Origin of the sequence: Thermococcus gorgonarius (genome assembly GCF_002214385.1) — an archaeon.
Taxonomy (GTDB): domain Archaea; phylum Methanobacteriota_B; class Thermococci; order Thermococcales; family Thermococcaceae; genus Thermococcus; species Thermococcus gorgonarius.
In genome coordinates this window covers 1,016,921-1,037,924 of record NZ_CP014855.1, presented here as the reverse complement: position 1 = coordinate 1,037,924, position 21,004 = coordinate 1,016,921, and the positions used below count along the sequence as shown (strand labels likewise).

At 52.2% G+C, this 21,004-nt stretch carries 22 protein-coding genes; 14 read left to right on the top strand and 8 right to left on the bottom strand.

The annotated features are described in order from the left end of the window. Positions 1-233: 233 nt before the first annotated feature. A complete protein-coding gene (locus A3K92_RS05825) occupies positions 234-1,031 on the top strand; it encodes a hypothetical protein (RefSeq protein ID WP_157722432.1) in 798 nt (265 codons plus the stop codon). Here the strand turns inward: A3K92_RS05825 and asnS are convergent. Beyond that, positions 1,022-2,317 carry an asparagine--tRNA ligase gene (gene asnS, locus A3K92_RS05820; RefSeq protein WP_088885367.1) on the bottom strand — a complete coding sequence of 432 codons (1,296 nt, stop codon included), beginning with the start codon at positions 2,315-2,317 and terminating at the stop codon, positions 1,022-1,024. The two genes, A3K92_RS05825 and asnS, sit on opposite strands and share 10 nt — an antisense overlap. 245 nt (positions 2,318-2,562) lie before the next feature. Between asnS and A3K92_RS05815 the strand changes: the two genes are divergently transcribed. Together A3K92_RS05815 and A3K92_RS05810 are read left to right on the top strand one after the other, a co-directional pair. Beyond that, positions 2,563-3,804, top strand: coding sequence for an amidohydrolase family protein (locus tag A3K92_RS05815; RefSeq protein WP_088885366.1), 1,242 nt, complete (start codon positions 2,563-2,565; stop codon positions 3,802-3,804). A 67-nt stretch (positions 3,805-3,871) separates the two neighbouring features. Further along, complete coding sequence (locus A3K92_RS05810) at positions 3,872-4,075, top strand: 30S ribosomal protein S17e (protein WP_088885365.1); 204 nt, start codon at positions 3,872-3,874, stop codon at positions 4,073-4,075. A 26-nt stretch (positions 4,076-4,101) separates the two neighbouring features. On the opposite strand, the gene A3K92_RS05805 is transcribed toward A3K92_RS05810, so the two are convergent. After that, positions 4,102-4,692, bottom strand: a complete 591-nt coding sequence (locus A3K92_RS05805; protein WP_088885364.1) for an ArsR/SmtB family transcription factor — start codon at positions 4,690-4,692, stop codon at positions 4,102-4,104. 107 nt (positions 4,693-4,799) lie between these two features. On the opposite strand from A3K92_RS05805, the gene A3K92_RS05800 reads away from it, so the two are divergent. The 5 genes from A3K92_RS05800 (at position 4,800) to glmM (ending at position 10,514) form a co-directional block, all read left to right on the top strand. Next, a complete protein-coding gene (locus A3K92_RS05800) occupies positions 4,800-5,099 on the top strand; it encodes a DUF424 domain-containing protein (RefSeq protein WP_088885363.1) in 300 nt (99 codons plus the stop codon). A gap of 5 nt (positions 5,100-5,104) precedes the next feature. Continuing rightward, on the top strand, positions 5,105-6,283 hold the full coding sequence (locus A3K92_RS05795) for a 60S ribosomal export protein NMD3 (RefSeq protein WP_088885362.1): 1,179 nt from the start codon (positions 5,105-5,107) through the stop codon (positions 6,281-6,283). A gap of 32 nt (positions 6,284-6,315) precedes the next feature. Then, the gene (locus tag A3K92_RS05790; RefSeq protein WP_088885361.1) at positions 6,316-7,677 is read left to right on the top strand and encodes an ADP-specific glucokinase; all 1,362 of its coding nucleotides are present in this window, start codon (positions 6,316-6,318) and stop codon (positions 7,675-7,677) included. A gap of 70 nt (positions 7,678-7,747) precedes the next feature. Further along, the gene (locus A3K92_RS05785) at positions 7,748-9,142 is read left to right on the top strand and encodes a mannose-1-phosphate guanylyltransferase/mannose-6-phosphate isomerase (protein WP_088885360.1); all 1,395 of its coding nucleotides are present in this window, start codon (positions 7,748-7,750) and stop codon (positions 9,140-9,142) included. Position 9,143: 1 nt separating this feature from the next. Next, on the top strand, positions 9,144-10,514 hold the full coding sequence (gene glmM / locus A3K92_RS05780; protein ID WP_088885359.1) for a phosphoglucosamine mutase: 1,371 nt from the start codon (positions 9,144-9,146) through the stop codon (positions 10,512-10,514). A 55-nt stretch (positions 10,515-10,569) separates the two neighbouring features. Here glmM and A3K92_RS05775 read toward each other — a convergent pair whose 3' ends face one another. The 5 genes from A3K92_RS05775 to A3K92_RS05755 all read right to left on the bottom strand — a co-directional run bounded on the left by A3K92_RS05775 (position 10,570) and on the right by A3K92_RS05755 (position 12,991). After that, complete coding sequence (locus A3K92_RS05775; protein WP_088885358.1) at positions 10,570-11,370, bottom strand: proteasome assembly chaperone family protein; 801 nt, start codon at positions 11,368-11,370, stop codon at positions 10,570-10,572. A 1-nt stretch (position 11,371) separates the two neighbouring features. Beyond that, the gene (locus tag A3K92_RS05770; RefSeq protein ID WP_088885357.1) at positions 11,372-11,551 is read right to left on the bottom strand and encodes an RNA-protein complex protein Nop10; all 180 of its coding nucleotides are present in this window, start codon (positions 11,549-11,551) and stop codon (positions 11,372-11,374) included. After that, positions 11,551-12,378 (bottom strand): translation initiation factor IF-2 subunit alpha, encoded by an 828-nt coding sequence (locus A3K92_RS05765; RefSeq protein WP_088885356.1) that lies wholly within the window; start codon positions 12,376-12,378, stop codon positions 11,551-11,553. The genes A3K92_RS05770 and A3K92_RS05765 overlap by 1 nt, the downstream gene beginning before the upstream one ends. Before the next feature lie 109 nt (positions 12,379-12,487). Next, on the bottom strand, positions 12,488-12,700 hold the full coding sequence (locus tag A3K92_RS05760) for a hypothetical protein (RefSeq protein ID WP_088885355.1): 213 nt from the start codon (positions 12,698-12,700) through the stop codon (positions 12,488-12,490). A gap of 87 nt (positions 12,701-12,787) precedes the next feature. Beyond that, positions 12,788-12,991 carry a MoaD/ThiS family protein gene (locus A3K92_RS05755; RefSeq protein WP_088885354.1) on the bottom strand — a complete coding sequence of 68 codons (204 nt, stop codon included), beginning with the start codon at positions 12,989-12,991 and terminating at the stop codon, positions 12,788-12,790. 132 nt (positions 12,992-13,123) lie between these two features. Between A3K92_RS05755 and A3K92_RS05750 the strand changes: the two genes are divergently transcribed. Together A3K92_RS05750 and A3K92_RS05745 are read left to right on the top strand one after the other, a co-directional pair. Continuing rightward, a complete protein-coding gene (locus tag A3K92_RS05750; protein ID WP_088885353.1) occupies positions 13,124-13,384 on the top strand; it encodes a 50S ribosomal protein L37ae in 261 nt (86 codons plus the stop codon). 32 nt (positions 13,385-13,416) lie between these two features. Further along, entirely contained in the window at positions 13,417-13,566 is a 150-nt protein-coding gene (locus tag A3K92_RS05745; protein ID WP_088885352.1) for a DNA-directed RNA polymerase subunit P, read from the top strand. Between the two features lie 3 nt (positions 13,567-13,569). On the opposite strand, the gene sfsA is transcribed toward A3K92_RS05745, so the two are convergent. Beyond that, complete coding sequence (gene sfsA / locus A3K92_RS05740) at positions 13,570-14,283, bottom strand: DNA/RNA nuclease SfsA (RefSeq protein ID WP_088885351.1); 714 nt, start codon at positions 14,281-14,283, stop codon at positions 13,570-13,572. Between the two features lie 145 nt (positions 14,284-14,428). Between sfsA and A3K92_RS05735 the strand changes: the two genes are divergently transcribed. From A3K92_RS05735 to A3K92_RS05720, 4 genes are all read left to right on the top strand, one after another. Next, positions 14,429-14,941, top strand: a complete 513-nt coding sequence (locus A3K92_RS05735) for a hypothetical protein (protein ID WP_232460938.1) — start codon at positions 14,429-14,431, stop codon at positions 14,939-14,941. A 118-nt stretch (positions 14,942-15,059) separates the two neighbouring features. Continuing rightward, positions 15,060-16,106: a M42 family metallopeptidase gene (locus tag A3K92_RS05730; RefSeq protein WP_088885350.1), complete on the top strand. Its 1,047-nt coding sequence runs from the start codon at positions 15,060-15,062 to the stop codon at positions 16,104-16,106. 94 nt (positions 16,107-16,200) lie between these two features. Then, on the top strand, positions 16,201-18,009 hold the full coding sequence (gene glmS, locus A3K92_RS05725) for a glutamine--fructose-6-phosphate transaminase (isomerizing) (RefSeq protein ID WP_088885349.1): 1,809 nt from the start codon (positions 16,201-16,203) through the stop codon (positions 18,007-18,009). A gap of 14 nt (positions 18,010-18,023) precedes the next feature. After that, positions 18,024-20,999: a glycosyltransferase family 39 protein gene (locus A3K92_RS05720; RefSeq protein WP_088885348.1), complete on the top strand. Its 2,976-nt coding sequence runs from the start codon at positions 18,024-18,026 to the stop codon at positions 20,997-20,999. Positions 21,000-21,004 lie beyond the last annotated feature (5 nt).

Here is a 21,004-nt window from a genome sequence, read left to right as displayed (position 1 = left end):
ACTTTGGTGAAGCTTTTTCTAAAAGCTTCCTGTACTCTCAAACCCCCGATGCGGGGTTTCACCCCGCAACCCCGTTTTTCTTAAACCACTGGGGGGCTGACGCCCCCACACCCCCCAATCAGCCCTTTCTGACGAAAGCGCTGGCGGAATGTCGTTGACTACTGCTTTTTGAGGTTCTAACAATGATTTGGAATAGAAAGTTATTTATATCCATAAGCTAGGCATAACATTTAATGGTTATGGGACATGATGGATGGCTAATGTTGGTAGCAGTATTGGCAGGTTGGATCTTGGGTTTATTGGGGAGTATTTGGGTGTTATGCAAACTTTTCTGGTACTATGCACCGCGCTCTAACTCTCCAGTAGTATGCAGGAGAGCTAGAGGAAATGAACTACTTAAAAATACGATATGGGGTTTACTCCTTAAGTTAAACTCTAAAATGGGAATTATTGGTGAAATCATTCTGCTTCTTTTTATTTATGAGGCATCTGTTTTTCTTAGTGCGAAACTTTTTGAATATGTAGCAATAGGCATTTCAGGAGTTGTGAGGCATTTTAATCTTTCATCCTTGGTGTTGATTGTGTTGCTAATTTTTCTAACTGGGATCTTCTTGGGTTTTCTTACATCATGGGTACTGCTGTTATTTATATCGGGGGGAATTTTTACAAAAAAGAACGTGTTTTCTTCTGTATTGACTATTTTAATAGCAATCCTTCCCAGTTTAAGATTTGAGAAAATTTATTCTTTTGTTTCCCACTCAATTGATGAGGTTGGGACTATTTTGAAGACTATAACCTCAAATCAAGGATCTTCAATTGTAAATCTAATATCTGTGGGAACTGTTAAGGGAGTTTATATATTATTTCTCTTTGGCATGGTCTTAGTAGTACTAGTGGGGTATAAATTTGGGAGGACTAGAAACCGATTGTTGCCTCATCAATTTAACACCTTGACCTTTATCGAAAAAAGATCTGACGACAAAAGCAGAGAAGAAAAATCAAAAAGATGTAACACATTAGATCAGGGGTAGAGCCTGCTCGGCGTCCTCGGGAAGAGCGTGGCCCAGCGGACATGGTCGAGCTTGAGAACCCATGCAACGAGCCTCTCCAGGCCGAGACCGAAGCCGCTGTGCGGAACCGAGCCGTACTTCCTGAGGTCGAGGTACCACTGGTAGTCCTCCGGCTTCATGCCCTCCTCAAGGATTCTCTGCACCAGCTTGTCGTAGTCGTCCTCACGCTGGGAACCGCCGATGATTTCGCCGTAGCCTTCTGGAGCCAGCATGTCTGCCGCGAGGACTTTTCTCGGGTCGCTCGGGTCTTCCTTCATGTAGAATGCCTTGATGTGCTTTGGATAGCCGTAGACGAAGAACGGGCTCTCGAACTCCTCAGTTAGGACTCTCTCTTCATCTGCTCCCATGTCATCGCCCCATTCTATGTTGACGCCCTTGCTCTGGAGTACCTCTATCGCCTCGTCGTAGCTTATCCTCGGGAAGGGAGGGACAGTGTTCTTGAGGGTTTTGATGTCGTCCTTCCTGTAGAGTTCGATCTCGCTCCTCCTGAGCTCCAGGGTTCTCTGCACCATGTAGCTTACCAGCTCTTCCTCGACTTTCATGATGTCCCAGAGGTCCATCCAGGCGGCTTCGAGCTCGAGGTGCCAGAACTCAGTTAAGTGCCTCCTCGTTCTGCTCTTCTCGGCCCTAAAGCTAGGCGTGAGCGACCAGACCTTTTCGAGGCCGAAGATTGCCGCCTCAAGGTAGAGCTGTGCGGACTGGCTGAGGTAAGCAGTTTTGTCGAAGTATTTGAGCTTGAAGAGCGTGGCACCGCCTTCAACCGCTCCCGTAACCAATATCGGCGGGAAGACCTCGTACCAGCCGTCCTGAAGGAGCCATTCTCTGGCTGCCTGCATCAGCGTGGCCTTGACCTTCATTATGACCGCTACCTTTGGAGAGCGGAGGTGGAGGTGCCTCACGTCCAGTAAGAACTCCTGGCTTGCATCCTTGGTGATCGGGAAGAACTCGACGTTCTGGATTACCTCAAGTTTGTCTGCCTGAACTTCCGCACCAGTGGGGGCGCGCGGGTCGGCCTTAACAGTCCCCTCGATGATTACACTCGATTCGATGCCGAGTTTCTTCGCTTCCCTGTAGGCCTCTTCGCTCAGGTCTTTTGAGAAGACCACCTGGACTATTCCACTGGAGTCTCTGAGGACTATGAAGACCTTTTTTCCGACTTCCCTCTTCCTGTAAACCCAGCCAGCGAGTTTAACCCTCTTACCCTCCAGTTCGGGCCTAACATCGGCGCAGTAAATCTTATCGATCACAGTTACCACCTCCAAAGGCTTTGAACTCGAGTTTATAACGCTAACTAATTTGGTCCAGACAAGTGTATTGGAGAAGAGCGTCAATTAAGCCAGAGCAAAAGTACCGTGATTCTGTCGTTTATCTCAACTACCGGGGGCATGGTATTCCCTTTGTGATCGGGGATTTAAATCCTTTGGGTCTTTAGATGACAAAACGACAAAAGGTTTAATCAATGGATTGCCAATACAACAGAGGGTGGTGGACAGTGCTGGCCTTGGTTGGAACCATCGTCGATGCCGAGAAGGTCCTTCCGGATCACGCCGTTTTGGTGGAGGGCAACAAAATAGCCAAAGTCGTGCCCGCTGAGAGGGTTGGAGAGTTCGGCCCGGAGAGGGTTTACGGCGGGAACGGGTTCTTTGTGATGCCCGGGTTGATCAACGCTCACACTCATGTGGCGATGGCTAGGTTTAGAGGCATCGGTGAAAGCATGCCAACTCAGGAATGGCTGGAGAAGATAATCTGGCCAAGGGAAAGGGAATGGACCAGAGAGGAAATACGGAACTGGACCCTCCTTGGAATGACGGAAGCCATTGCAAACGGCTCAACTACGATAAACGACCACTACTTTTTTGCGGAAGAAATAGCCCGAACGGCCGAAACGATAGGCATCAGGGCTTTTGTCGGGCACACGATAATTGATCTTGTGGATTTTCCACACGCTGCTCCCGAAGAGGGTTTCAGGTTTTTTAAGAGATGGCGCGGAAGGAGCGACCTTGTTGTCCCAACCCTTGCACCCCACGCAACCAACACGGTAAGCCTGGAACTGATGTCGGAGATCTCGAAAGTTTCTGAAGAGGAAGATGGCAGGGTTCACATACATCTGGCCCAGAGCAGAGGGGAGGTAAGGGAACTTCGCAGAAGATACAACCTGAAGCCCGTTGAGTTCCTGCATAGGGCGGGCGTTCTCAACGAGCGCCTCATTGGTGTTCACGGGGTCTACCTGTTAGAGAACGAAATGAAAGCGCTTTCTTCCTCGGGTTCTACCCTTGTCCACTGCCCCTCCAGCAACGTTGAGCTCGAAGCAAAAACGGTAAATCTCCCCCGGTTGGTGGAGCTCGGCCTTAACGTGGCCCTTGGAACAGATTCTCCCAACCCTGTTGGTTCCATCGACATGTTTGCGGAGATGAGGTGCATGGCCCTGTTCTCGAATCTGATGTCAGGGAAACCTCGTTCTATCTCCGCCAGGGAAGTTCTGAGGCTGGCAACGGTTAACGGGGCCAGAGCTTTGGGTATTGCCGTTGGCCTGATTAGGCCGGGCTACCTCGCGGATCTTCTACTGATAAACGGCAGAAAGCCGTGGTTTACACCTCCGGAGAATCCGTACTCCCATATTGTCTATTCAGCGAGGGGAAGCGACGTGGAGGCGGTCCTTGTTAATGGAGAGGTGGTCTACGAGAGGGGCTACTTTGTGAGGCTTGGGAAGAGGATAGAGGAGCTTCTCCCTTGAGGGAAAAGTTTTAAAACGAGTGCCTGAATTTGGCTATGGTTTCAGTCAAGATAACGGAGGGATCGAAATGGGGAACATCAAGCAGGCTTTCATCAAGAGGGTTGCTCGCGAGCTGTTTGACCGCTATCCGGATAAGTTCACGAGGGACTTTGAGCACAACAAGAGGATGGTTCAGGAGCTCACCACAGTCCAGAGCAAAACCATCAGGAACAGGATAGCGGGCTACATAACCAGGCTCGTGAGGATGAAGGAAGAAGGCAAGATACTCTGACCTAAGCCTTCTTTTCTTCCCGCTTCCTAAAAGTCGTTGATTCTTTCCAGTATTCTCTTCGGCAGCTTAGGCTCGATCTCGTGTATTATCTCCTCGACGAGCTTCTCGTCTTCCTGTGCAACCCTTCTCAGGAGGTTCTCTATGTACGTCTCAATCAGAAGCCTGACCTCTTCCAGTTCTCTCTTGGCCTCAAGTAGTTCGTTCAGCTTTACTTCTATCTCGCCCAGGAAATCCACAAGCTCTCCTATCTTCTCTTCCACTGGCTCATGGGCCTTGATTAGGGCTCTGGCCCTTGAGTAAACTTCTCTAGTTCCGGGTTTCCTGGGCTCGTAAATTTCAGTGCCGAAGGTGTAGGGAGTTAGGAGCACCTCCAGCCTAAAGCCCCTTTTTATCGTGTAGTACTTTCTTGGCCTCCCGCGGGGGATTTTTTCAACCCGTTCTTCGATTAACCCTGCGCTCTTTAGTATTCGGAGGTGTTCGAGCACGGCCTTCTGTCCTACTCCAAGTTCCTGGCTCAGTTCACTCACAAAGTAAGGTCTTCTCGTGAGCAGGAGGAGTATTCTCCTCCTAGTTTCGTTCCCGAGGATATCGAGGAGCTTCCCCATATCTGATTCCATCTCTACCACCTCCTTCTTCTCTAACATAATGTTAGAAAAAATTGCTTTAAACTTTTCGCCCGGCAGGGTTTATAAACCCTTCGCCTTTAGGGCGTCCGGGAAGGGTCATGATATACGTTAAAATCTATCGTGTTCAGGGCGAGGTTCTCTTGGCAGCATGTGATGAAGAACTGCTTGGAAAGACGTTCAGGGAGGGTAAGCTTAAGCTTGAGGTCAGGGAGAGGTTCTACAAAGGCGAGCTGATGGATGAAGACGCCCTGGAGTCCCTCCTGGAAGAGGCCACCATAGCCAACCTGACCGGGGAGAGATGCGTCTCAAAGGCGATAGAACTCGGTTACGTTGACCCCGAAAGGGTTCTGAGGATTGAAGGAATACCTCACGCCCAGATGGCAAAGCTGATGTGGTGATGGTTATGGGTGAGCGCTTCTGTTACAGGTGTGGTATAAGCGAGAGCGAAGGTGGTCCCTTAATTGAGGGCCTCTGCCAGGTGTGCTTTAGGAAGGAGAATCCGGTCCTTCTCATCGATGATGAACTCAACACGGAACTCTGTCAGAACTGCGGGAGCTATAAAAAGAGGGGCGTCTGGGTTGATCCAAAAACTTACGAACTCGAAGAGCTGATCTTTGAGGTGGCGGAGAGCGCTTTGCTTGAGGCCATTGAAAATTCCCTCGATGAGAGGGTCAAAACCTTTGAGCTGGTGTCCCCCGAGGAGCTGGAATCAACTCAAGAACTCCCTGTTGGAAAGGCGGTGGTTTCTTTTGAGCCGGTTGATTGGCACATTGAATACTTCCCGGCCATAATAACGTATGAAGTCCGGGTTAAAGCGAGGATACACGAGCTTCAGCGTGAGCTGCACGATGAGAGAAAGTACGTTACTGTTTACGTCCGCCAGACGGTGTGTCCCCGCTGTCAAAAGTTTCTTGGTGGCTATTTCGAGGCCATTTTGCAGGTTCGCGCAGAGGGCAGAGAGCTAAGCAGTGAAGAGCGGAAAGCCATAGATGATCTCGTTGAGAAAAAAGTCGACGAGATAATGAGGAAGGACAGGATGGGCTTTATTCAGGACACCATCGAGAAGGAAGAAGGGTTGGACTTCTACATGGGCTCCACAAGTGCCGCGAGAAAGCTGGCCCAGGCGATAAAGGAGCGCTTTGGCGGAACGATCAGCGAGGCCTATGAGCTGGTCGGCCTCGACAGACAGACCAGTAAAGAGGTCTACCGTACGAGTGTGAGTGTTAGACTGCCAAAGTTCAGGAAGGGTGACATAGTTTCGGATAGAGCGGGCAGGGTCTACGAAGTCGAGAGAGTTGATGGAAGGGGAATGTCGGTAAAGAACCTCAGCACAGGGGAGAGCGAGCACATTGATTGGAAAACCGTAAAGAGAGAGGAGATAGACGTGGTCGAGGCCACTGAGAGCGAGGCAATGGTTACAAGCATCGGCCGTGAGGAAATCCAGCTTATGGACATGGAGAGCTACGAAACCTACGAGATAGAAAAGCCAGATTTTGAAGTACTTGAAGGGGAGATCTATAAAGTTGTGGAAGTGGGTGGTCGTAAATACCTCCGCGGAAAAAGCCAGCGAAACTCTTATTAGCTCTCCCATCTTTTTCACTCCCGGTGATACATGTGGCCTGGGATAACCTTTACGCTTCTGCCTTCGAGAAGGTTAGGGCTAGGATTGGCAGCACCGGAAGGGTTCTCTTAGCTTACAACACCAACATCGACGCCGTCAAGTATCTGGAGCGAAAAGACTTGGAGGAGCGCGTTGAGAAGGCCGGTAAAGAGGAGGTTTTCCAGTACGCTGAGGAGCTTCCCAAAAGGATAGAGAACGTCCCCCAGTTGCTCGGCTCAATCCTCTGGAGCATAAAGAGGGGAAAAGCTGCCGAGCTCTTCGTCGAGAGCTGTTCAACGCGCTTTTACATGAAGCGCTGGGGCTGGGACGAGCTCAGGATGGGCGGTCAGGTCGGCATAATGGCAAACCTCCTCGGCGGTGTGTACGGCGTTCCAGTTATAGCGCACGTCCCCCAGCTTTCCGGCCTTCAGGCGAGCCTCTTCAAAGACGGCCCAATATACGTTCCGAAGGTTGAGGAGGGAAGACTAAAGCTCGTCCACCCGAGGGACTTCGGAGGAGACGAGGAGAACTGCCTCCACTACATCTACGAGTTTCCAAGGGGCTTTACCGTTTTTGACCTTGAGGCACCGAGGGAGAACCGCTTCATAGGCTCGGCCGACGACTACAACCCGAACGTCTACATAAGGCCCGAGTTCCTCAAACACTTTGGTGAGATAGCCTCAGAGGCCCAACTTGCCATTATCAGCGGCCTCCAGGCGCTTACGAAGGAAAACTACCGCGAGCCGTTTGAAATCATTGAACAACACCTGGAGGTTCTGAATGAGAAGGGCATCCCCGTCCACCTTGAGTTCGCCTTTACACCGGATGAGACTGTGAGAAAAGCCATCATTGATTTGCTCGGAAAGTTCTGGAGCGTTGGACTGAACGAAGTTGAGCTGGCTTCGATAATGGAGGTAATGGGTGAGAAAGGCCTTGCTGAGAAGCTTCTCTCTCACGACCCCGTTGATCCGATAGCGGTTACAGAGGCCATGCTCAAGCTCGCTGAAAAAACCGGCGTGAAGAGGATACACTTCCACACCTACGGCTACTACCTTGCACTAACGGAATACGAGGGCGACTTCGTCCGCGATGCCCTCCTCTTCGCGGCTTTAGCTGCTGCAGCAAAGGCGAAGCTAGGTGATGTGCGCTCGATAGACGATGTCGTCAAGGCCATGGACGTTCCGGTCAACGAGAAGGCCAAGCCTGTGGAGGAGGCCCTTGTGAAGGAGTATGGCATGAAAGATGGCATAGCTGAGGTTGGTGCCTATCAGCTTGCCTTTGTCCCGACGAAGATAGTTGCGAAGCCAAAGTCAACAGTTGGCATTGGAGACACCATCTCAAGCTCGGCCTTCGTCGGTGAGTTTGCACTTCGCTGATTTTTTTCCTTTCGCCAAAGTTAAAAACCAGTAAAACAAAACAGTGGGCAGAAGCTAAAAGGTGGTTACTATGAAGATGCTGATCTTGGCTGGGGGTAAGGGGACCCGCCTGTGGCCGCTCAGCAGGGAACTGATGCCCAAACAGTTCGTCCGCTTTCTTGACGATAGAAGCCTCTTCCAGAAGACCGTCGAGAGAGCGCTTAAGTTCTCAAGGCCGGCGGAAATATTCGTCGTTACCAACAAGGAGTACAAATTCAGGGTTCTCGACGACCTGGGGGAGCTCGGCGTTGAGCTTCCAGCCGAGAACATTCTCCTTGAACCGGTTGGCAAAAACACCCTTCCGGCCATCTACTGGGGGGTTAAGACGGTAGATGAAATCTTTGGCGACTCCGTCGTTGCGGTACTGCCCAGCGACCACCTCATCGAGGTGAACGGGGCCTACGAGACTGCCTTCGTTAGGGCAGAGAAGCTGGCCAGGAATTATCTGGTGACCTTCGGCATAAAGCCGACTAGGCCACACACCGGCTACGGCTACATAAGGCCGGGTGAGGCAATCAAGGAAGGTGAGAAGGTTCTCGGCTATACCGTTGCCGAGTTCAAGGAGAAGCCAGACCTTGAGACGGCTAAAAAATACGTTGAGAGCGGTTACTACTGGAACAGCGGGATGTTTGCCTTCTCGACGTCGCTCTTCCTTGAGGAGGCAGAGAGGCACGCGCCCGAGGTTGTAAAGGCCTTCGAGGAGGAGAGCATAGAGAAGGCCTACGAGCTGGCCCCGGATATAAGCATCGACTACGGAGTCATGGAGAAGACCGACAAGGCGGCGGTAGTCCCGCTCAACACCTATTGGAACGACCTTGGCAGTTTCGACGCGATATACGAGGTTTTGGAGAAGGACGAGGATGGGAACGCCATAAGGATAACGAGCAAAAACGCTTATCACATCGGGGTTGACTCAAAGAACAACCTCATAATATCCGAACGTCTCACCGCAACGGTGGGCGTTGAAGACCTCATCATAATTGACACCGACGATGCTCTCCTCGTGGCGAAGAAGGGCGAGAGCCAGAAGGTTAAGGAGATTTACAAGGTTCTAAAGGAGAAGAACGACGAGAGGGCAATTGTCCACAGAACGGCTTACAGACCATGGGGAAGCTACACAGTCCTTGAGGAAGGAGAGCGCTACAAGATAAAGCGCCTTACCGTTCTGCCGGGCAAGAAGCTTTCCCTCCAGATGCACTACCATCGTTCGGAGCACTGGGTCGTGGTGAGGGGAACAGCCAAAGTCCGCGTCGGGGACGAGGAGATACTCCTAAGGCCCGGCGAGAGCACTTTCATCCCGGCCGGAGTCATCCACCGCCTTGAAAACCCTGGAAAGGTTGTTCTTGAGGTTATCGAGACCCAGATAGGAGAATACCTCGGTGAGGATGACATAGTCCGCTTTGAGGACGATTTCGGGAGGGATTGAAATGGGAAAGCTCTTTGGGACCTTCGGAGTCCGCGGAATAGCGAACGAGAAGATAACGCCGGAGTTCGCCCTTAAGATGGGCATGGCCTTTGGGACGATGCTCAAGAGGGAGGGAAGGAAAAGACCGCTCGTCGTTGTCGGCAGGGACACCAGGGTAAGCGGTGAAATGCTGAAGGACGCTTTAATCAGCGGCCTGCTGAGTGTAGGCTGTGATGTTATCGACGTCGGCATAGCTCCAACTCCTGCAATACAGTGGGCCACCAACCACTTCAAGGCCGACGGTGGAGCGGTCATAACAGCCAGCCACAACCCACCCGAGTACAACGGGATAAAGCTCCTCGAGCCAAACGGCATGGGTCTGAAGAAGGAGCGCGAGGCAGTCGTCGAGGAAATATTCTTCAACGAGGACTTTGACAGGGCCAGATGGGACGAGATAGGCGAGGTTCGCGAGGAGAACATCATAAAGCCCTACATCGAGGCAATAAAGAGCAGAGTGGACGTCGAGGCGATAAAGGCCAGAAGGCCCTTTGTCGTTGTCGACACCTCCAACGGCGCCGGCTCGCTTACGCTTCCCTACCTTCTCAGAGAGCTCGGCTGTAAAGTCGTCAGTGTTAACGCCCACCCGGACGGCCACTTCCCGGCCAGAAACCCTGAACCAAACGAAGAGAACCTGAAGGAGTTCAAGGAGATAGTCAAAGCCCTTGGTGCTGACTTCGGCGTTGCCCAAGACGGCGACGCTGACAGGGCGGTCTTCATAGACGAGAACGGCCGCTTTATACAGGGAGACAAGACCTTTGCGCTCGTTGCCGACGCCGTGCTGAGGGAGAAAAGCGGTGGGCTTCTCGTTACCACCATAGCTACTTCAAACCTGCTCGATGACATAGCGAAGCGTAACGGGGCAAAAGTGATGAGAACCAAGGTAGGTGACCTTATCGTTGCCAGAGCCCTTCTGGAGAACAACGGCACCATCGGCGGCGAAGAGAACGGCGGCGTTATCTTCCCGGACTTCGTTCTCGGCAGGGACGGTGCGATGACTACTGCCAAGATAGTTGAGATATTTGCCAAATCGGGCAAGAAGTTCAGCGAGCTGATTGATGAACTCCCCAAGTACTACCAGTTTAAGACAAAGAGGCACGTTGGGGGCGACAGGAAGGCCATAGTGGCCAAGGTTGCCGAGCTCGCTGAAAAGAGGGGCTACAAGACGGACACGACAGACGGAACCAAGATAATCTTCGACGACGGCTGGGTTCTCGTGAGGGCAAGCGGAACGGAGCCGATAATAAGGGTCTTCAGCGAAGCCAAAAGTGAGGAGAAGGCGAGGGAATACCTTGAGCTGGGACTGAAGTTGTTAGAGGAAGTTCTCAGGAGCTGATTTCTCGCTTTTCTGTTTTTTGTTTCAAAGTTGAGTAAAGAGAGGAGAACTTAAGTCAGAGGTAGCCCCTGTCCTCTTCCTCCTGCTGTGGGGGCATGCTCTGCTCAAGCATCGCCCTCTGCATCTCCTGAACCTTCCTGAGTATCTCTTCGGTTTCCTTTGCCCTTTCATCGAGGGCGGACATGTCGAGTTCTATGCCCAGTATCTTTGTGACAGCCGAGAGAACGGCTTTAGCCGCTTTAGGATCAACGATGTACCCAAGGCTCTCGCCGAGCAGGCTTATACCGTACATCGAGCGGAGCTTGCCCATTCCAAGGAGTAGACCGGCGGCGCCGACTATAGCTCCACCCTCGTCCTCCCTCCAGATAACTTCAACCTGGCAGCCTTCGAGTTTTGCTTTGTAGTGCTCTATGAGTTCCTCGTGTGTTACAGCAGCGAGAACCTTTGGCTCTCCCTGGAGCTCTGGAACCTGGTAGCCGCCCATGGTGATTATCTCCCTCACACCGAGCTCCTGAACGAAGTCGAGCATCTTGCCGACAACTTCATAGTGGCCCGGGCTGTCCGTGGGCGGAACCTGCTGGTCGCCAGTGATGATTATCAGGTCCCTTCCGTTCTCGTCTGGATTCTTCCAGTAATAGAATTCGTTCTTCATGAGCTCGACAACTGAGTTCTTCCTGATGAGAACCTGGTGCATGAAATGAGGCGAGTAAAGCTCCGCAAACTTGACCGCGTTGAGCTCCTGAATGAGATGATCCGCTGCCAGCTTTCCAACCAAACCTATTCCAGGGAGCCCCTCGATGAACACGGGGTCCCTGAGCTTGGGCCTTTCAAGGAGGTAAATCATGGTTTCTTTCATCTCACTCCCTCCTGGTTATCCCTAAAAGCTCACGCTTCAGCCTTCTCCGATATTCGCCGTAGGGGTCCTCCGGCGAGAAGCGCGGCGGGTGTGCTACCTTGGTCTTGGTTCCGCAGACCGGGCAGATTTCCTTGAGCGTGTATCTGCCGCAGTTGGGGCACTTCCTTATCCTGAAGTTCATCACTTACCCCTCTTCTTGACTTTCTTTATCCTCTTCTCCTTCCTGATCAGCGTGGCCTCTCCGCCCGCTTCTTTAATCACCCTTAGTATCTCCTCGGCTATGTCTTCCAGCACTTCCTCAGCCTTATAGTAGTCTGGGGCCGTGATGTCTATTCTGTACCTCGGTGCTCCCTGGTAGGAGAACTTTACTTCGATGTCCTTTTCCTGATTTGCCCTGTCCCTGGCCTTTATCAGGGCCTCTTTGATTATCTCGATTCCATTGGGTTTTGGAACCGTTATCTCAAACTCGGCGTCGATGGTAACTGTCGGTATCTCAACGTAGGCCTCGATTATGGGCTTGAGGGCCTTGAGCCACTCGTCGGGAATGAGTCCCTTGAGAACCTCTATTCCGTTCTGGGCGGCATCTTCGAAGGCTGCGTAAACTTCCCCGTACTCCTCCTCAAGCGGAACCCAGACCTCCCGCCAGGCGGTCTCAAAGTCCTTTCCTATCTTCTCGGCCGCCATCTTGAGCAGGTTCTCGGCCTTCTGGGCTCTCTTGTACTCCTGGAGCTTGGCCTTTCTCTGCTGCTGGTTGACGCGCTTTAAACTCAGATCAATATGTCCCTTGCTGGGATCGACCCTTATGACCTTCGCCACTATCTTCTGCCCCTCTTTGATGTAGTCCCTTATGTTCTTGACCCAGGTGGGAGCGACCTCGCTTATGTGCATGAAGCCCTCTTTGCCGGGGTACTCATCCAGCGTGAGGAACGCACCGTAAGGGTGAATATTTTTAACCGTGGCAACAACGAACTCCCCTTCCTCAGGATACTCCTTGGCTTTCCTTGGCATGAGAATCACCTCTCCTTTTACTCCTCAAGCACATAGGAGAAAGGCCTTTTTAAGCTTGTTGAATGGGGGAGTTGAATTCCCCGCGAATTAAAGTACAGCAAAAAAAGAATCAGGCAGGTTTGGCACTCTGCTTTATGACGCGAATCAGTTTGGCCTCCTCGGCAAGAACTCTGAACTTTTCTTTCTTGACCTTTTCAAGCTTCTTGGCCACGTCCTTCCTCTGACGTGCCATCCTCACAAGCTTTGCCTCCTCGAGAATGAGCAACTCCTTCTGCTTTTTAACGACGTTTAATTTCCTCCTGAGCAGGTTTATCCCGTTCATACAGTTCACCTGGAGAATGGTAGGTATCCAAAAGTTTAAAAGGTTTTCGCTTACTGCCAATGTGGCTTTCGTCAATAGGCGAAATAACTACCCGCCGGAGACCACGGGTATTACCTCAACGTTGGCCCCGTCTTCAACGGCTTCATCCTCAAGGGCTACCCTTCCGTTCACCCTCGCTATTGCGCTCTCGGTGTTGAAGCCAATCTCTCTGAGCACGTCCTTGACGAGCATGCCTTTTTTCCATTCTATCTCCCTCTCTATTCCCCTTCCGAGCACTTTTACCCTGATCATCCTTACCACCGGTTTGATCTGAGAAAGAAACCTTATAAACCCGACTGGGTTTCCCCTATGCAAAGGTTTATAAAACGTCCCCGAAAAAACCCAACAGTCGTGAAAACAGGTTGATAATTAGGGGTGATGCTCATGGGAAGAACCACAAAGGTCGGTTCCGCCGGAAGGTTTGGTCCCAGGTACGGTCTCAAGATAAGAAGAAGAGTGGCCGCCGTTGAAGCCAAGATGAAGCAGAAGCACGTCTGCCCGGTCTGCGGAAGGAAGGCCGTCAGGAGAATAAGCACCGGAATCTGGCAGTGCCAGAAGTGTGGTGCCACTTTCGCCGGCGGCGCATACCTGCCGACCACTCCGGCCGGAAAGGTCGCAAAGCGTGTTGTTGTCTCCAAGGCGTGAGGCCCTTCTTCTTTTTTCGCAGGGTGATGACCATGGTAAAGGCAATCTACCGCTGTGCCAAGTGTGGTAGGGAGGTTGAGCTTGACCTCGCCACAGCCAGAGAAGTTCGCTGCCCGTACTGCGGCAGTAAGATACTCTACAAGCCGAGGCCAAAGGTTGCAAGAAGGGTTAAAGCCATCTGACCTCTATATTTCGATTTCAAGCTCGGGCCTCTCAAGGACGATGCCCTTTCCTGGAATTAGGGAGATACTTAGGGCGTGGATCTCAACGCCAGCTTTTCTCGCTTCCCTCAAAAGCCTCGCTATCTCTGGGTCACCTTTCTCGTAGGGTTTAAACTTCTCCACGCCCGGCATGGCACCGATGAAGAATATCATCGCCCGTTTCCCGCTTCTTCTTAGCTCTATCAGCTCCCTTATATGCTTCTGACCTCTCGTTGAAGGGCAGTCCGGGTACATTGCGTATTCCCCGCGCTCTCCACCCCTCAGAACCGCGCTCTTCATCTCGGCGTAGACCTCTTCATTGGGACACCCGAATAGGTAGTCGAGGCGGGATTTCCCTACAGTTACCTCTTTCCTCTTTATAAAGCAGTCCTTTAGCCATGGGATTAGACCCAGCTCAACAGCCCTCTCAAAAGCCTTGGCTTGAGTTCTCGTGTCTATCACAGCTCCTTTTCCTCCCAAGTCTTCGAAGGCGACCAAAATGAAGTCCGTCTTTCCGCCTGTTTTTGGGACACAGAAAACCTTCCTCCCCGGAACCATGAACTCCTCCAGCCTTCCAGTGTTCGTGACGAGGGCCCTTTTGGTTTCCCCTTTAACTTCCACCAAAGCGACGAAGCGGTTGAGCCTCTCGATGAAGGTGCACGGGACGGTGTCTAGTTCGAGTAGTCCTGGCTTTTTCATGGACGATATTAGACCGAAAGACGTTTTTAACTTTGGGGGTGAACTCTGAAAGGTGGTCCAATGATACCGGAGGAGTTCATCCGTTACGCCTTTGAGGAGAGGGTTGAGGGAATAAGAAAGCTAGCGGAGGGAAAGTTTGGCCCTGATGATGTTAATAGGCTTCACCCGGCACAATGCCGCCATAATAACCTGCGGAAAAGCCGGGGTAAACGGTTCAATAAAGGGGATTGGCTTCGTCCACCGCGAGGAGTTTTTGTCCGAAACGATAGAGAAGCTGAGAGAAGAGCTGAGAAAACCCTACAATCCAAGGAAAGCCCTTGAGTTCCTCCTGAACGAGATATACGTCCGCGAAAAGATAGACTTCACGAAGTTCGTCTCCCTTGAGCTCGCGAAGAAGCACACATGGGAAAACGTCATCTCGGGGAGCAGGGAAGCGACTATACTGTTCTTCACTCCTCCGAGCACTTCATACGAGGTGCGTTGTGAGGTCGAAGTTCACGCTGGGGATGAGATTTGGGAGTACACCAACGCCGTCCACGACGTATTCCACAGGCCGAAAAAGCCAAGGGACTGGAGTAGAACGCCAGCGTACCTATTCAGAATCCGCGAGATTTATGACAACAGCGAGGATGCCATGGGGGTGAGGATCTACCCATGAGGAGGATTTTTTATGAGATTAGCGACTGTTAGCCTCTGGGAACTAGTCTCGATTTTGGAAAACCTTAAATATCTCGCGAACAACATTTAGACGGAAATCTAAACGGAAGGTGATGAGAATGGTGGACTTTGAACTTCTCAAGAAAATCGTCGAAGCCCCGGGGGTTTCCGGCTACGAGTTTCTTGGAGTAAGGGACGTTGTTATAGAGGCCTTCAAGCCCTACGTTGACGAGATAAAGGTCGATAAGCTCGGCAACGTTATAGCGCACAAAAAGGGAAGTGGGCCAAAGGTAATGCTTGCGGCTCACATGGACCAGATAGGCCTTATGGTAACGCACATCGAGAAGAACGGATTCCTCCGCGTCGCCCCGGTCGGCGGTGTTGACCCAAGAACCCTGATAGCCCAGAGGTTTAAAGTCTGGATCGGACCGAACGAGTACATCTACGGTGTCGGCGGAAGCGTCCCGCCACACATCCAGAAGCCCGAGGAGAGGAGCAAGGCCCCGACCTGGGATCAGGTCTTCCTTGACATCGGGGCAGAGAGCAAGGAAGAGGCCGAGGAGATGGGAGTTAAGGTAGGCACCATTATCACCTGGGACGGCAGGCTTGAGCGCCTCGGAAAGCACAGGCTCGTTAGCATCGCCTTCGACGACAGGATAGCGGTTTACACCCTCGTTAAGGCCGCCCAGGAGCTTGAGAAGAGCGACGCTGATATATACTTCGTCGCAACCGTCCAAGAAGAGGTTGGCCTCCGCGGTGCCAGGGTTTCGGCCTTTGGAATCGACCCCGACTACGGCTTTGCCATCGATGTCACCATAGCGGCCGATGTTCCAGGTACGCCTGAGCACAAACAGGTAACCCAGCTCGGAAAGGGAACGGCGATAAAGATTATGGACCGCTCGGTGATCTGCCACCCGACGATAGTCAGATGGATGGAGGAGCTCGCTAAGAAGTACGAGATACCCTACCAGTGGGACATTCTCCTCGGCGGTGGAACCGACGCCGGGGCGATACACCTTAACAAGGCTGGCGTTCCAACGGGAGCGATAAGCGTTCCAGCGCGCTACATACACTCGAACGCTGAAGTTGTGGATGAAAGGGATGTAGACGCTGGGGTTAAGCTCATGGTTAAAGTCCTTGAGCATATAGGCGAGCTCAAGGTCTGATTTTTCTTTCTCTTTTCTGCGCCTTTCCTCAGAAACTCTTTTAACGGCATACCTTTATGTACTCAGAGAGTAAAAGACGAAGGGGGATTTGGTCATGTGTGGAATAATAGGGTACATTGGCGATAGAAATGCGGCTGAAGTCATATTGAAAGGTCTAAAGAGACTCGAATACAGAGGTTATGATTCTGCAGGCGTTGTAATTGACGACGGCGGGAAGCTTGATGTTAGAAAGGGCGCCGGGAGGATAGATGACCTCGCAGAGAGGCTTGGCTTCCTTGAAATGAATGGCAACAGGGGGATCGGCCACACAAGATGGGCAACTCACGGCGTTCCCAACGATATTAACGCTCACCCCCAGAAGGACTGCACTGGAAAAATAGTCCTCGTGCACAATGGAATAATTGAGAATTTTGCCGAGCTGAAGGAAGAGCTCTTGAAAAAGGGCCACAGATTCGAGAGCGACACCGATACCGAGGTGATCGCCCACCTTATAGAGGAGGAACTCAAAAACTCGGAAAACTTTGAGGAAGCCCTTAGGAGGGCCTTAAAGAGGCTCAAGGGCTCTTTTGCACTTGCCATAGTGTATGCTGATGAACCCGACAGGCTCTATGTTGTCAGAAACGAGAGCCCCCTTGTCCTCGGAATCGGGGACGGCGAGATGTTCGCCGCCAGCGACGTTCCCGCTTTTCTGGAGTACACAAACAAAGCCGTTTTTCTGGACGATGGTGAGTACGCTGTTATAACTAAGGACTCCTACGTCGTGAAGCGGATTGACACCGGTGAAATAGTCGAGAAACCAATCCACGAGATAGAGTGGACGCTGGAGATGGCCGAAAAGGCCGGCTTTCCTCACTTCATGCTGAAGGAAATTTACGAGCAGCCAGGGGCCATAAGGGATGCCATACACGGCAACAGGGAAGTGATAAAGTCGGTTGCTGAGGAGATAGCGAAGTATGAAAAGGTCATCTTTGTGGCCATGGGGACTTCCTATCACGCTGCCCTCGCGGGCAAATACCTCCTCCAGCGGCTCGCTAAGAAAGCCCCCCTCGTTGAAGAAGCGAGCGAGTTCAGGTACGAGTTCGAGGACCTCATAGATGAGAACACGCTCGTAATAGCCATAACCCAGAGCGGGGAAACCGCTGACACGCTCGCGGCGATGAAGCTCGCTAAGAGGAAAGGGGCCAAAGTACTCGCTATCGTCAACGTTGTTGGCAGTATGGCGACGAGGATAGCGGATTTAACCCTCTACACCCATGCAGGACCTGAGATAGGTGTTGCGGCAACAAAGACCTACACCACTCAGCTCACGGTTCTCACAATGCTCGCCATAGAGCTGGCCAGGATTCTTGGAACGGCCGATGAAAAGTATCTGGAAGAGCTTGAGAGGACACTTGAAAGGGCCCCAGAACTGGTGGAGCAGGTTCTTGGCTATAACAGCTCCCTCAGGGAGCTTGCTGAAACACTAAAGGACAGGAAGGACTTCTTCTACATCGGCAGGGGGATAAGCGTCCCCACAGCCCTTGAAGGTGCTCTCAAGCTAAAGGAGATAAGCTACATCCACGCCGAAGGCATTTCCGCAGGCGAGCTCAAACACGGCCCGCTGGCCCTCCTTGAGGACGGTGTTCCCGTGATCGCGATAAATCCAAGCGGCAGAGTTTTCGAAAAGATGGTCAGCAACATGGAGGAGGCCAGGGCAAGGGGGGCCATGATAATAGCTCTCTCCGACAGGAAAGAACTTGAAAGGGTTTCCGACGTTCTAATAGAGATGCCTCCTGTCGATGAGCTTTTGACCCCTATAATTTACGTTGTCCCCCTCCAGCTTCTCGCTTACCATCTGGCCGTGTTGAGGGGCAACGATCCCGATAAACCGAGAAATCTTGCCAAGTCCGTCACAGTTGAGTAAAGGGGGTTGCTGAAATGGTGAAGAACGTTGATAAGAAGAAAAAGAAGGAAAAGATAAAACAAACCAAAACCCCCCAGAAAGAGTCGGAATTCCTTAAAAAGCTCGCAGGGATTTATCCTAAGCTTAAAGCCTACGGGCTAGCACTTATTGTCCTGCTGGTTGCTTACTACGGATACATCATAAGAATGAAAACGGCGAAACTGAAGTATCTGGTTGATCCGGACACTTTCTATCACTTCGAGATCTTTAAGGAGGCCGTGAAGCACGGCATACCAAGCTACTTCGCCTATGCAGATCCCCCGACCGGAATAAAACTCGGCGGCTCGCTCGGTCTTTACGTCATCCCGGCTAAAGTCTACAACCTTGTATTCAGCCATCTGGGCTACTCAGAGCTCGACTTCTTCAAGATGTGGACTCCGCTGGTTGGCGCCATAACCATAATAGGAGTGTACCTCCTGGGAAGGAAGCTCCACTCCGATTGGGCAGGCTTCTGGGCAGCGGTGTTCCTTGCTTTCTCCTACTCCAACTATACCAAGACCTACTCGGGCAACGCCAGGGGTGAGGCGCCGTTCCTCATGTTCTTCGTCTTCGCTGTCCTGGCTATGGCGTACTACCTTGATGAGAGGGCTGACTTGAGGGATCTCCGGAAGGCCTGGAAGAAACTCCTCTGGGGAGTGCTCTTCATACTCTTCAGCTGGCTCTTTATGATGAGCTGGGATGGAAGCCAGTTCGGTCTTGGTGTGCTCATAGCCTTCATGGGGATCCACCCGATAATCCTGTTCACCTTTGGAAGGATCAAAGAGCTCAAGAGGTTCGCCTACGAGTTTTACCCGCTGATGCTCATAGTCCTCCTAGGCGCCCTGCCTATGACGGGCATTCCCCTAATTGGCTACAGACCGTTTATAATCTTCGCTCTTGAAGTCTACCTTTTCATAGTGGCACTGACTGCGGTGATGCTCTTCGGAGAAAAGGTAGGCCTCAACTACTCCGATAAGAAGCATAGGTTTGGGACGGTCTTAGGGATCGGCCTCCTCGGCCTCATAGCGGCGTACGTCTACTTCGGAAGAGACCTCTGGAAGTTCCTGAGAGGTGCGTACCAGTCGAACCCGCTCTACCAGACCGTTGCGGAACTCGCCAGACCTAACTGGGCCTACGTAAAGAACGTCTTCAGCATCCACTACGTCAACGGGACCGGTCAGGACGGCATTCTGTACATATTCTCGCTGGTCGGCTTCCTCATTCTCCTGTCCAGGATGGGCTGGAAGCTCTACAGAGGTGACATAACCGGCTACAAGGAGGTCTTCCTAGCTACTTACTACGCAGCGGCCACCTATTTCCTCTGGACTGCCGTTAGGTTCAGCTTCCAGGCCTCGGGTGCGGTGATACTCCTTGCAGGTCTTCTCCTTGGGGAGTTCATAGTGGCCATCGAGAGGATGGATGAGAGACTTGGAACCAAGGCAATGTACGCCCTCGTCCTGATACTGCTCTTCCTGCCCCTCCCAGTAATAGGCGCGAGGGACATGGGCAAGATGGCCGACAGTATGGCCGCGGGCGAACAGGTTCCCGAGAGCTGGCAGAACACACTCCTCTGGATGAAGGACAACACGAACCCCCTCGACAGCGCGACCAGCTGGTGGGACTACGGCTACTGGATTGAGTCGAGCCTTCTTTCACACAGGAGGGCATCAACGGACGGTGGTCATGCCTACGACAGGAGGTACATCCTCGCGGACTTCTTCTCGCACAGCGGAAACGAAGCGGAACAGGACTTTGAGGCCTGGGGCCTGAACTACCTCATAACTTGGCAGAGTGACATATACAAGTTCAACGCCATAAGCTATCTCGGCGGTGCCATAACCTACGGTGAGTACGAGCACAACCCGATGTTCATGCCCGTCGGGCCCCAGTACGGCTCCACCATGGTCTTCGACAACCAGAGCAAGACCTACTACGTTAGGGTGGTGAACAGGAACGGCCAGGTGCTCCAGTACGTGCCCGACACCATAGTCGACCTCTCTACGGGTTCTGTCTACCAGAACAAGCAGCCCAACGTTCCTTACGTCCTCTACAGGTTCTCCCCGAACTTTGGACTACTCGCCTACGACAAGATAGCCTTCAGCAACTTCGTCCAGCTCGCCTTCAACTACCTCGACCCGAGGAACATAACCGACTCCATGAAGCTCAGGGCCAACTTCAAGCTCGTTAAAGCCGAGGGCGGGGTTAACACTTACCGGTTCCAGCCCTTCGCCGTCTACAGGATAGACATGCTGACCAACGGAACCGTCGAGAACGGGACGTGGCAGCAGGTTTACTCAACGTTCCTGCCCACGAAGCTTCCGGTCGGCAACCACACCTTCAGGATCTACATATCGGCCTTCGGAAGGGACGTTAAGGACGGGACGCTAATATTCGAGGCCTACAACAACGGAAGCCTTATAGAGAGGGAAACGCTTGCAACCGGGCTTTACATCAACCACCTCAACGAGACTCCGATCACACTCAGCATCGACGTTCCCAACGCCACCGATTACAGGCTGGTGCTTGTTCAGGAGGGCCCCGTTGGCGTTTTGGACGGGCCGGTGAAGGTGAACGGTAAGGAAGTCAATCCGAGCTTTCCAGTGGCTCCAGGCGAGAGCGGAGACATGGAGCTTACAGCGGCATTTAGGAAAGACTACGCCAATGTGACCCTCGCCCTGAGGGCCAGCATCGTCTACTACCTCACTCCGAACGGCAACGACATTTACAAGGATGATTTCTACCTCGATCCTTATCAGGAGATCGTGGCGTACATTCCGGTCAAGGAGGGTCTTGCCGTTAAGGCAGGGAACAACAACGTGATAAAAGCCCACGTCAGCGTCCCTGAAGACGTCTTCTCGACATACATAGAGAAGCTCAAGGAGAAGTACGGTGACAACTTCGTGGTCTACAGGAAGAGGCTCGAGCCGGTATTCTTGGCCCAAAAAGAGTACACGATATGGGAGGGCAGCTGACCCTC

Excerpts from the sequence above, each read along its gene's own strand:
- A3K92_RS05775 (WP_088885358.1), bottom strand. The coding sequence starts at position 11,370 with ATGAAAGAAACCATGATTTACCTCCTTGAAAGGCCCAAGCTCAGGGAC.
- A3K92_RS05735 (WP_232460938.1), top strand. The coding sequence starts at position 14,429 with ATGATGTTAATAGGCTTCACCCGGCACAATGCCGCCATAATAACCTGC.
- A3K92_RS05770 (WP_088885357.1), bottom strand. The coding sequence starts at position 11,551 with ATGAACTTCAGGATAAGGAAGTGCCCCAACTGCGGCAGATACACGCTC.
- A3K92_RS05810 (WP_088885365.1), top strand. The coding sequence starts at position 3,872 with ATGGGGAACATCAAGCAGGCTTTCATCAAGAGGGTTGCTCGCGAGCTG.
- A3K92_RS05750 (WP_088885353.1), top strand. The coding sequence starts at position 13,124 with ATGGGAAGAACCACAAAGGTCGGTTCCGCCGGAAGGTTTGGTCCCAGG.
- A3K92_RS05785 (WP_088885360.1), top strand. The coding sequence starts at position 7,748 with ATGAAGATGCTGATCTTGGCTGGGGGTAAGGGGACCCGCCTGTGGCCG.
- A3K92_RS05755 (WP_088885354.1), bottom strand. The coding sequence starts at position 12,991 with ATGATCAGGGTAAAAGTGCTCGGAAGGGGAATAGAGAGGGAGATAGAA.
- A3K92_RS05760 (WP_088885355.1), bottom strand. The coding sequence starts at position 12,700 with ATGAACGGGATAAACCTGCTCAGGAGGAAATTAAACGTCGTTAAAAAG.
- glmS (WP_088885349.1), top strand. The coding sequence starts at position 16,201 with ATGTGTGGAATAATAGGGTACATTGGCGATAGAAATGCGGCTGAAGTC.
- A3K92_RS05825 (WP_157722432.1), top strand. The coding sequence starts at position 234 with ATGGTTATGGGACATGATGGATGGCTAATGTTGGTAGCAGTATTGGCA.
- glmM (WP_088885359.1), top strand. The coding sequence starts at position 9,144 with ATGGGAAAGCTCTTTGGGACCTTCGGAGTCCGCGGAATAGCGAACGAG.
- A3K92_RS05745 (WP_088885352.1), top strand. The coding sequence starts at position 13,417 with ATGGTAAAGGCAATCTACCGCTGTGCCAAGTGTGGTAGGGAGGTTGAG.
- A3K92_RS05765 (WP_088885356.1), bottom strand. The coding sequence starts at position 12,378 with ATGCCAAGGAAAGCCAAGGAGTATCCTGAGGAAGGGGAGTTCGTTGTT.
- A3K92_RS05795 (WP_088885362.1), top strand. The coding sequence starts at position 5,105 with ATGGGTGAGCGCTTCTGTTACAGGTGTGGTATAAGCGAGAGCGAAGGT.
- A3K92_RS05805 (WP_088885364.1), bottom strand. The coding sequence starts at position 4,692 with ATGGAATCAGATATGGGGAAGCTCCTCGATATCCTCGGGAACGAAACT.
- A3K92_RS05800 (WP_088885363.1), top strand. The coding sequence starts at position 4,800 with ATGATATACGTTAAAATCTATCGTGTTCAGGGCGAGGTTCTCTTGGCA.
- A3K92_RS05720 (WP_088885348.1), top strand. The coding sequence starts at position 18,024 with ATGGTGAAGAACGTTGATAAGAAGAAAAAGAAGGAAAAGATAAAACAA.
- sfsA (WP_088885351.1), bottom strand. The coding sequence starts at position 14,283 with ATGAAAAAGCCAGGACTACTCGAACTAGACACCGTCCCGTGCACCTTC.
- A3K92_RS05730 (WP_088885350.1), top strand. The coding sequence starts at position 15,060 with ATGGTGGACTTTGAACTTCTCAAGAAAATCGTCGAAGCCCCGGGGGTT.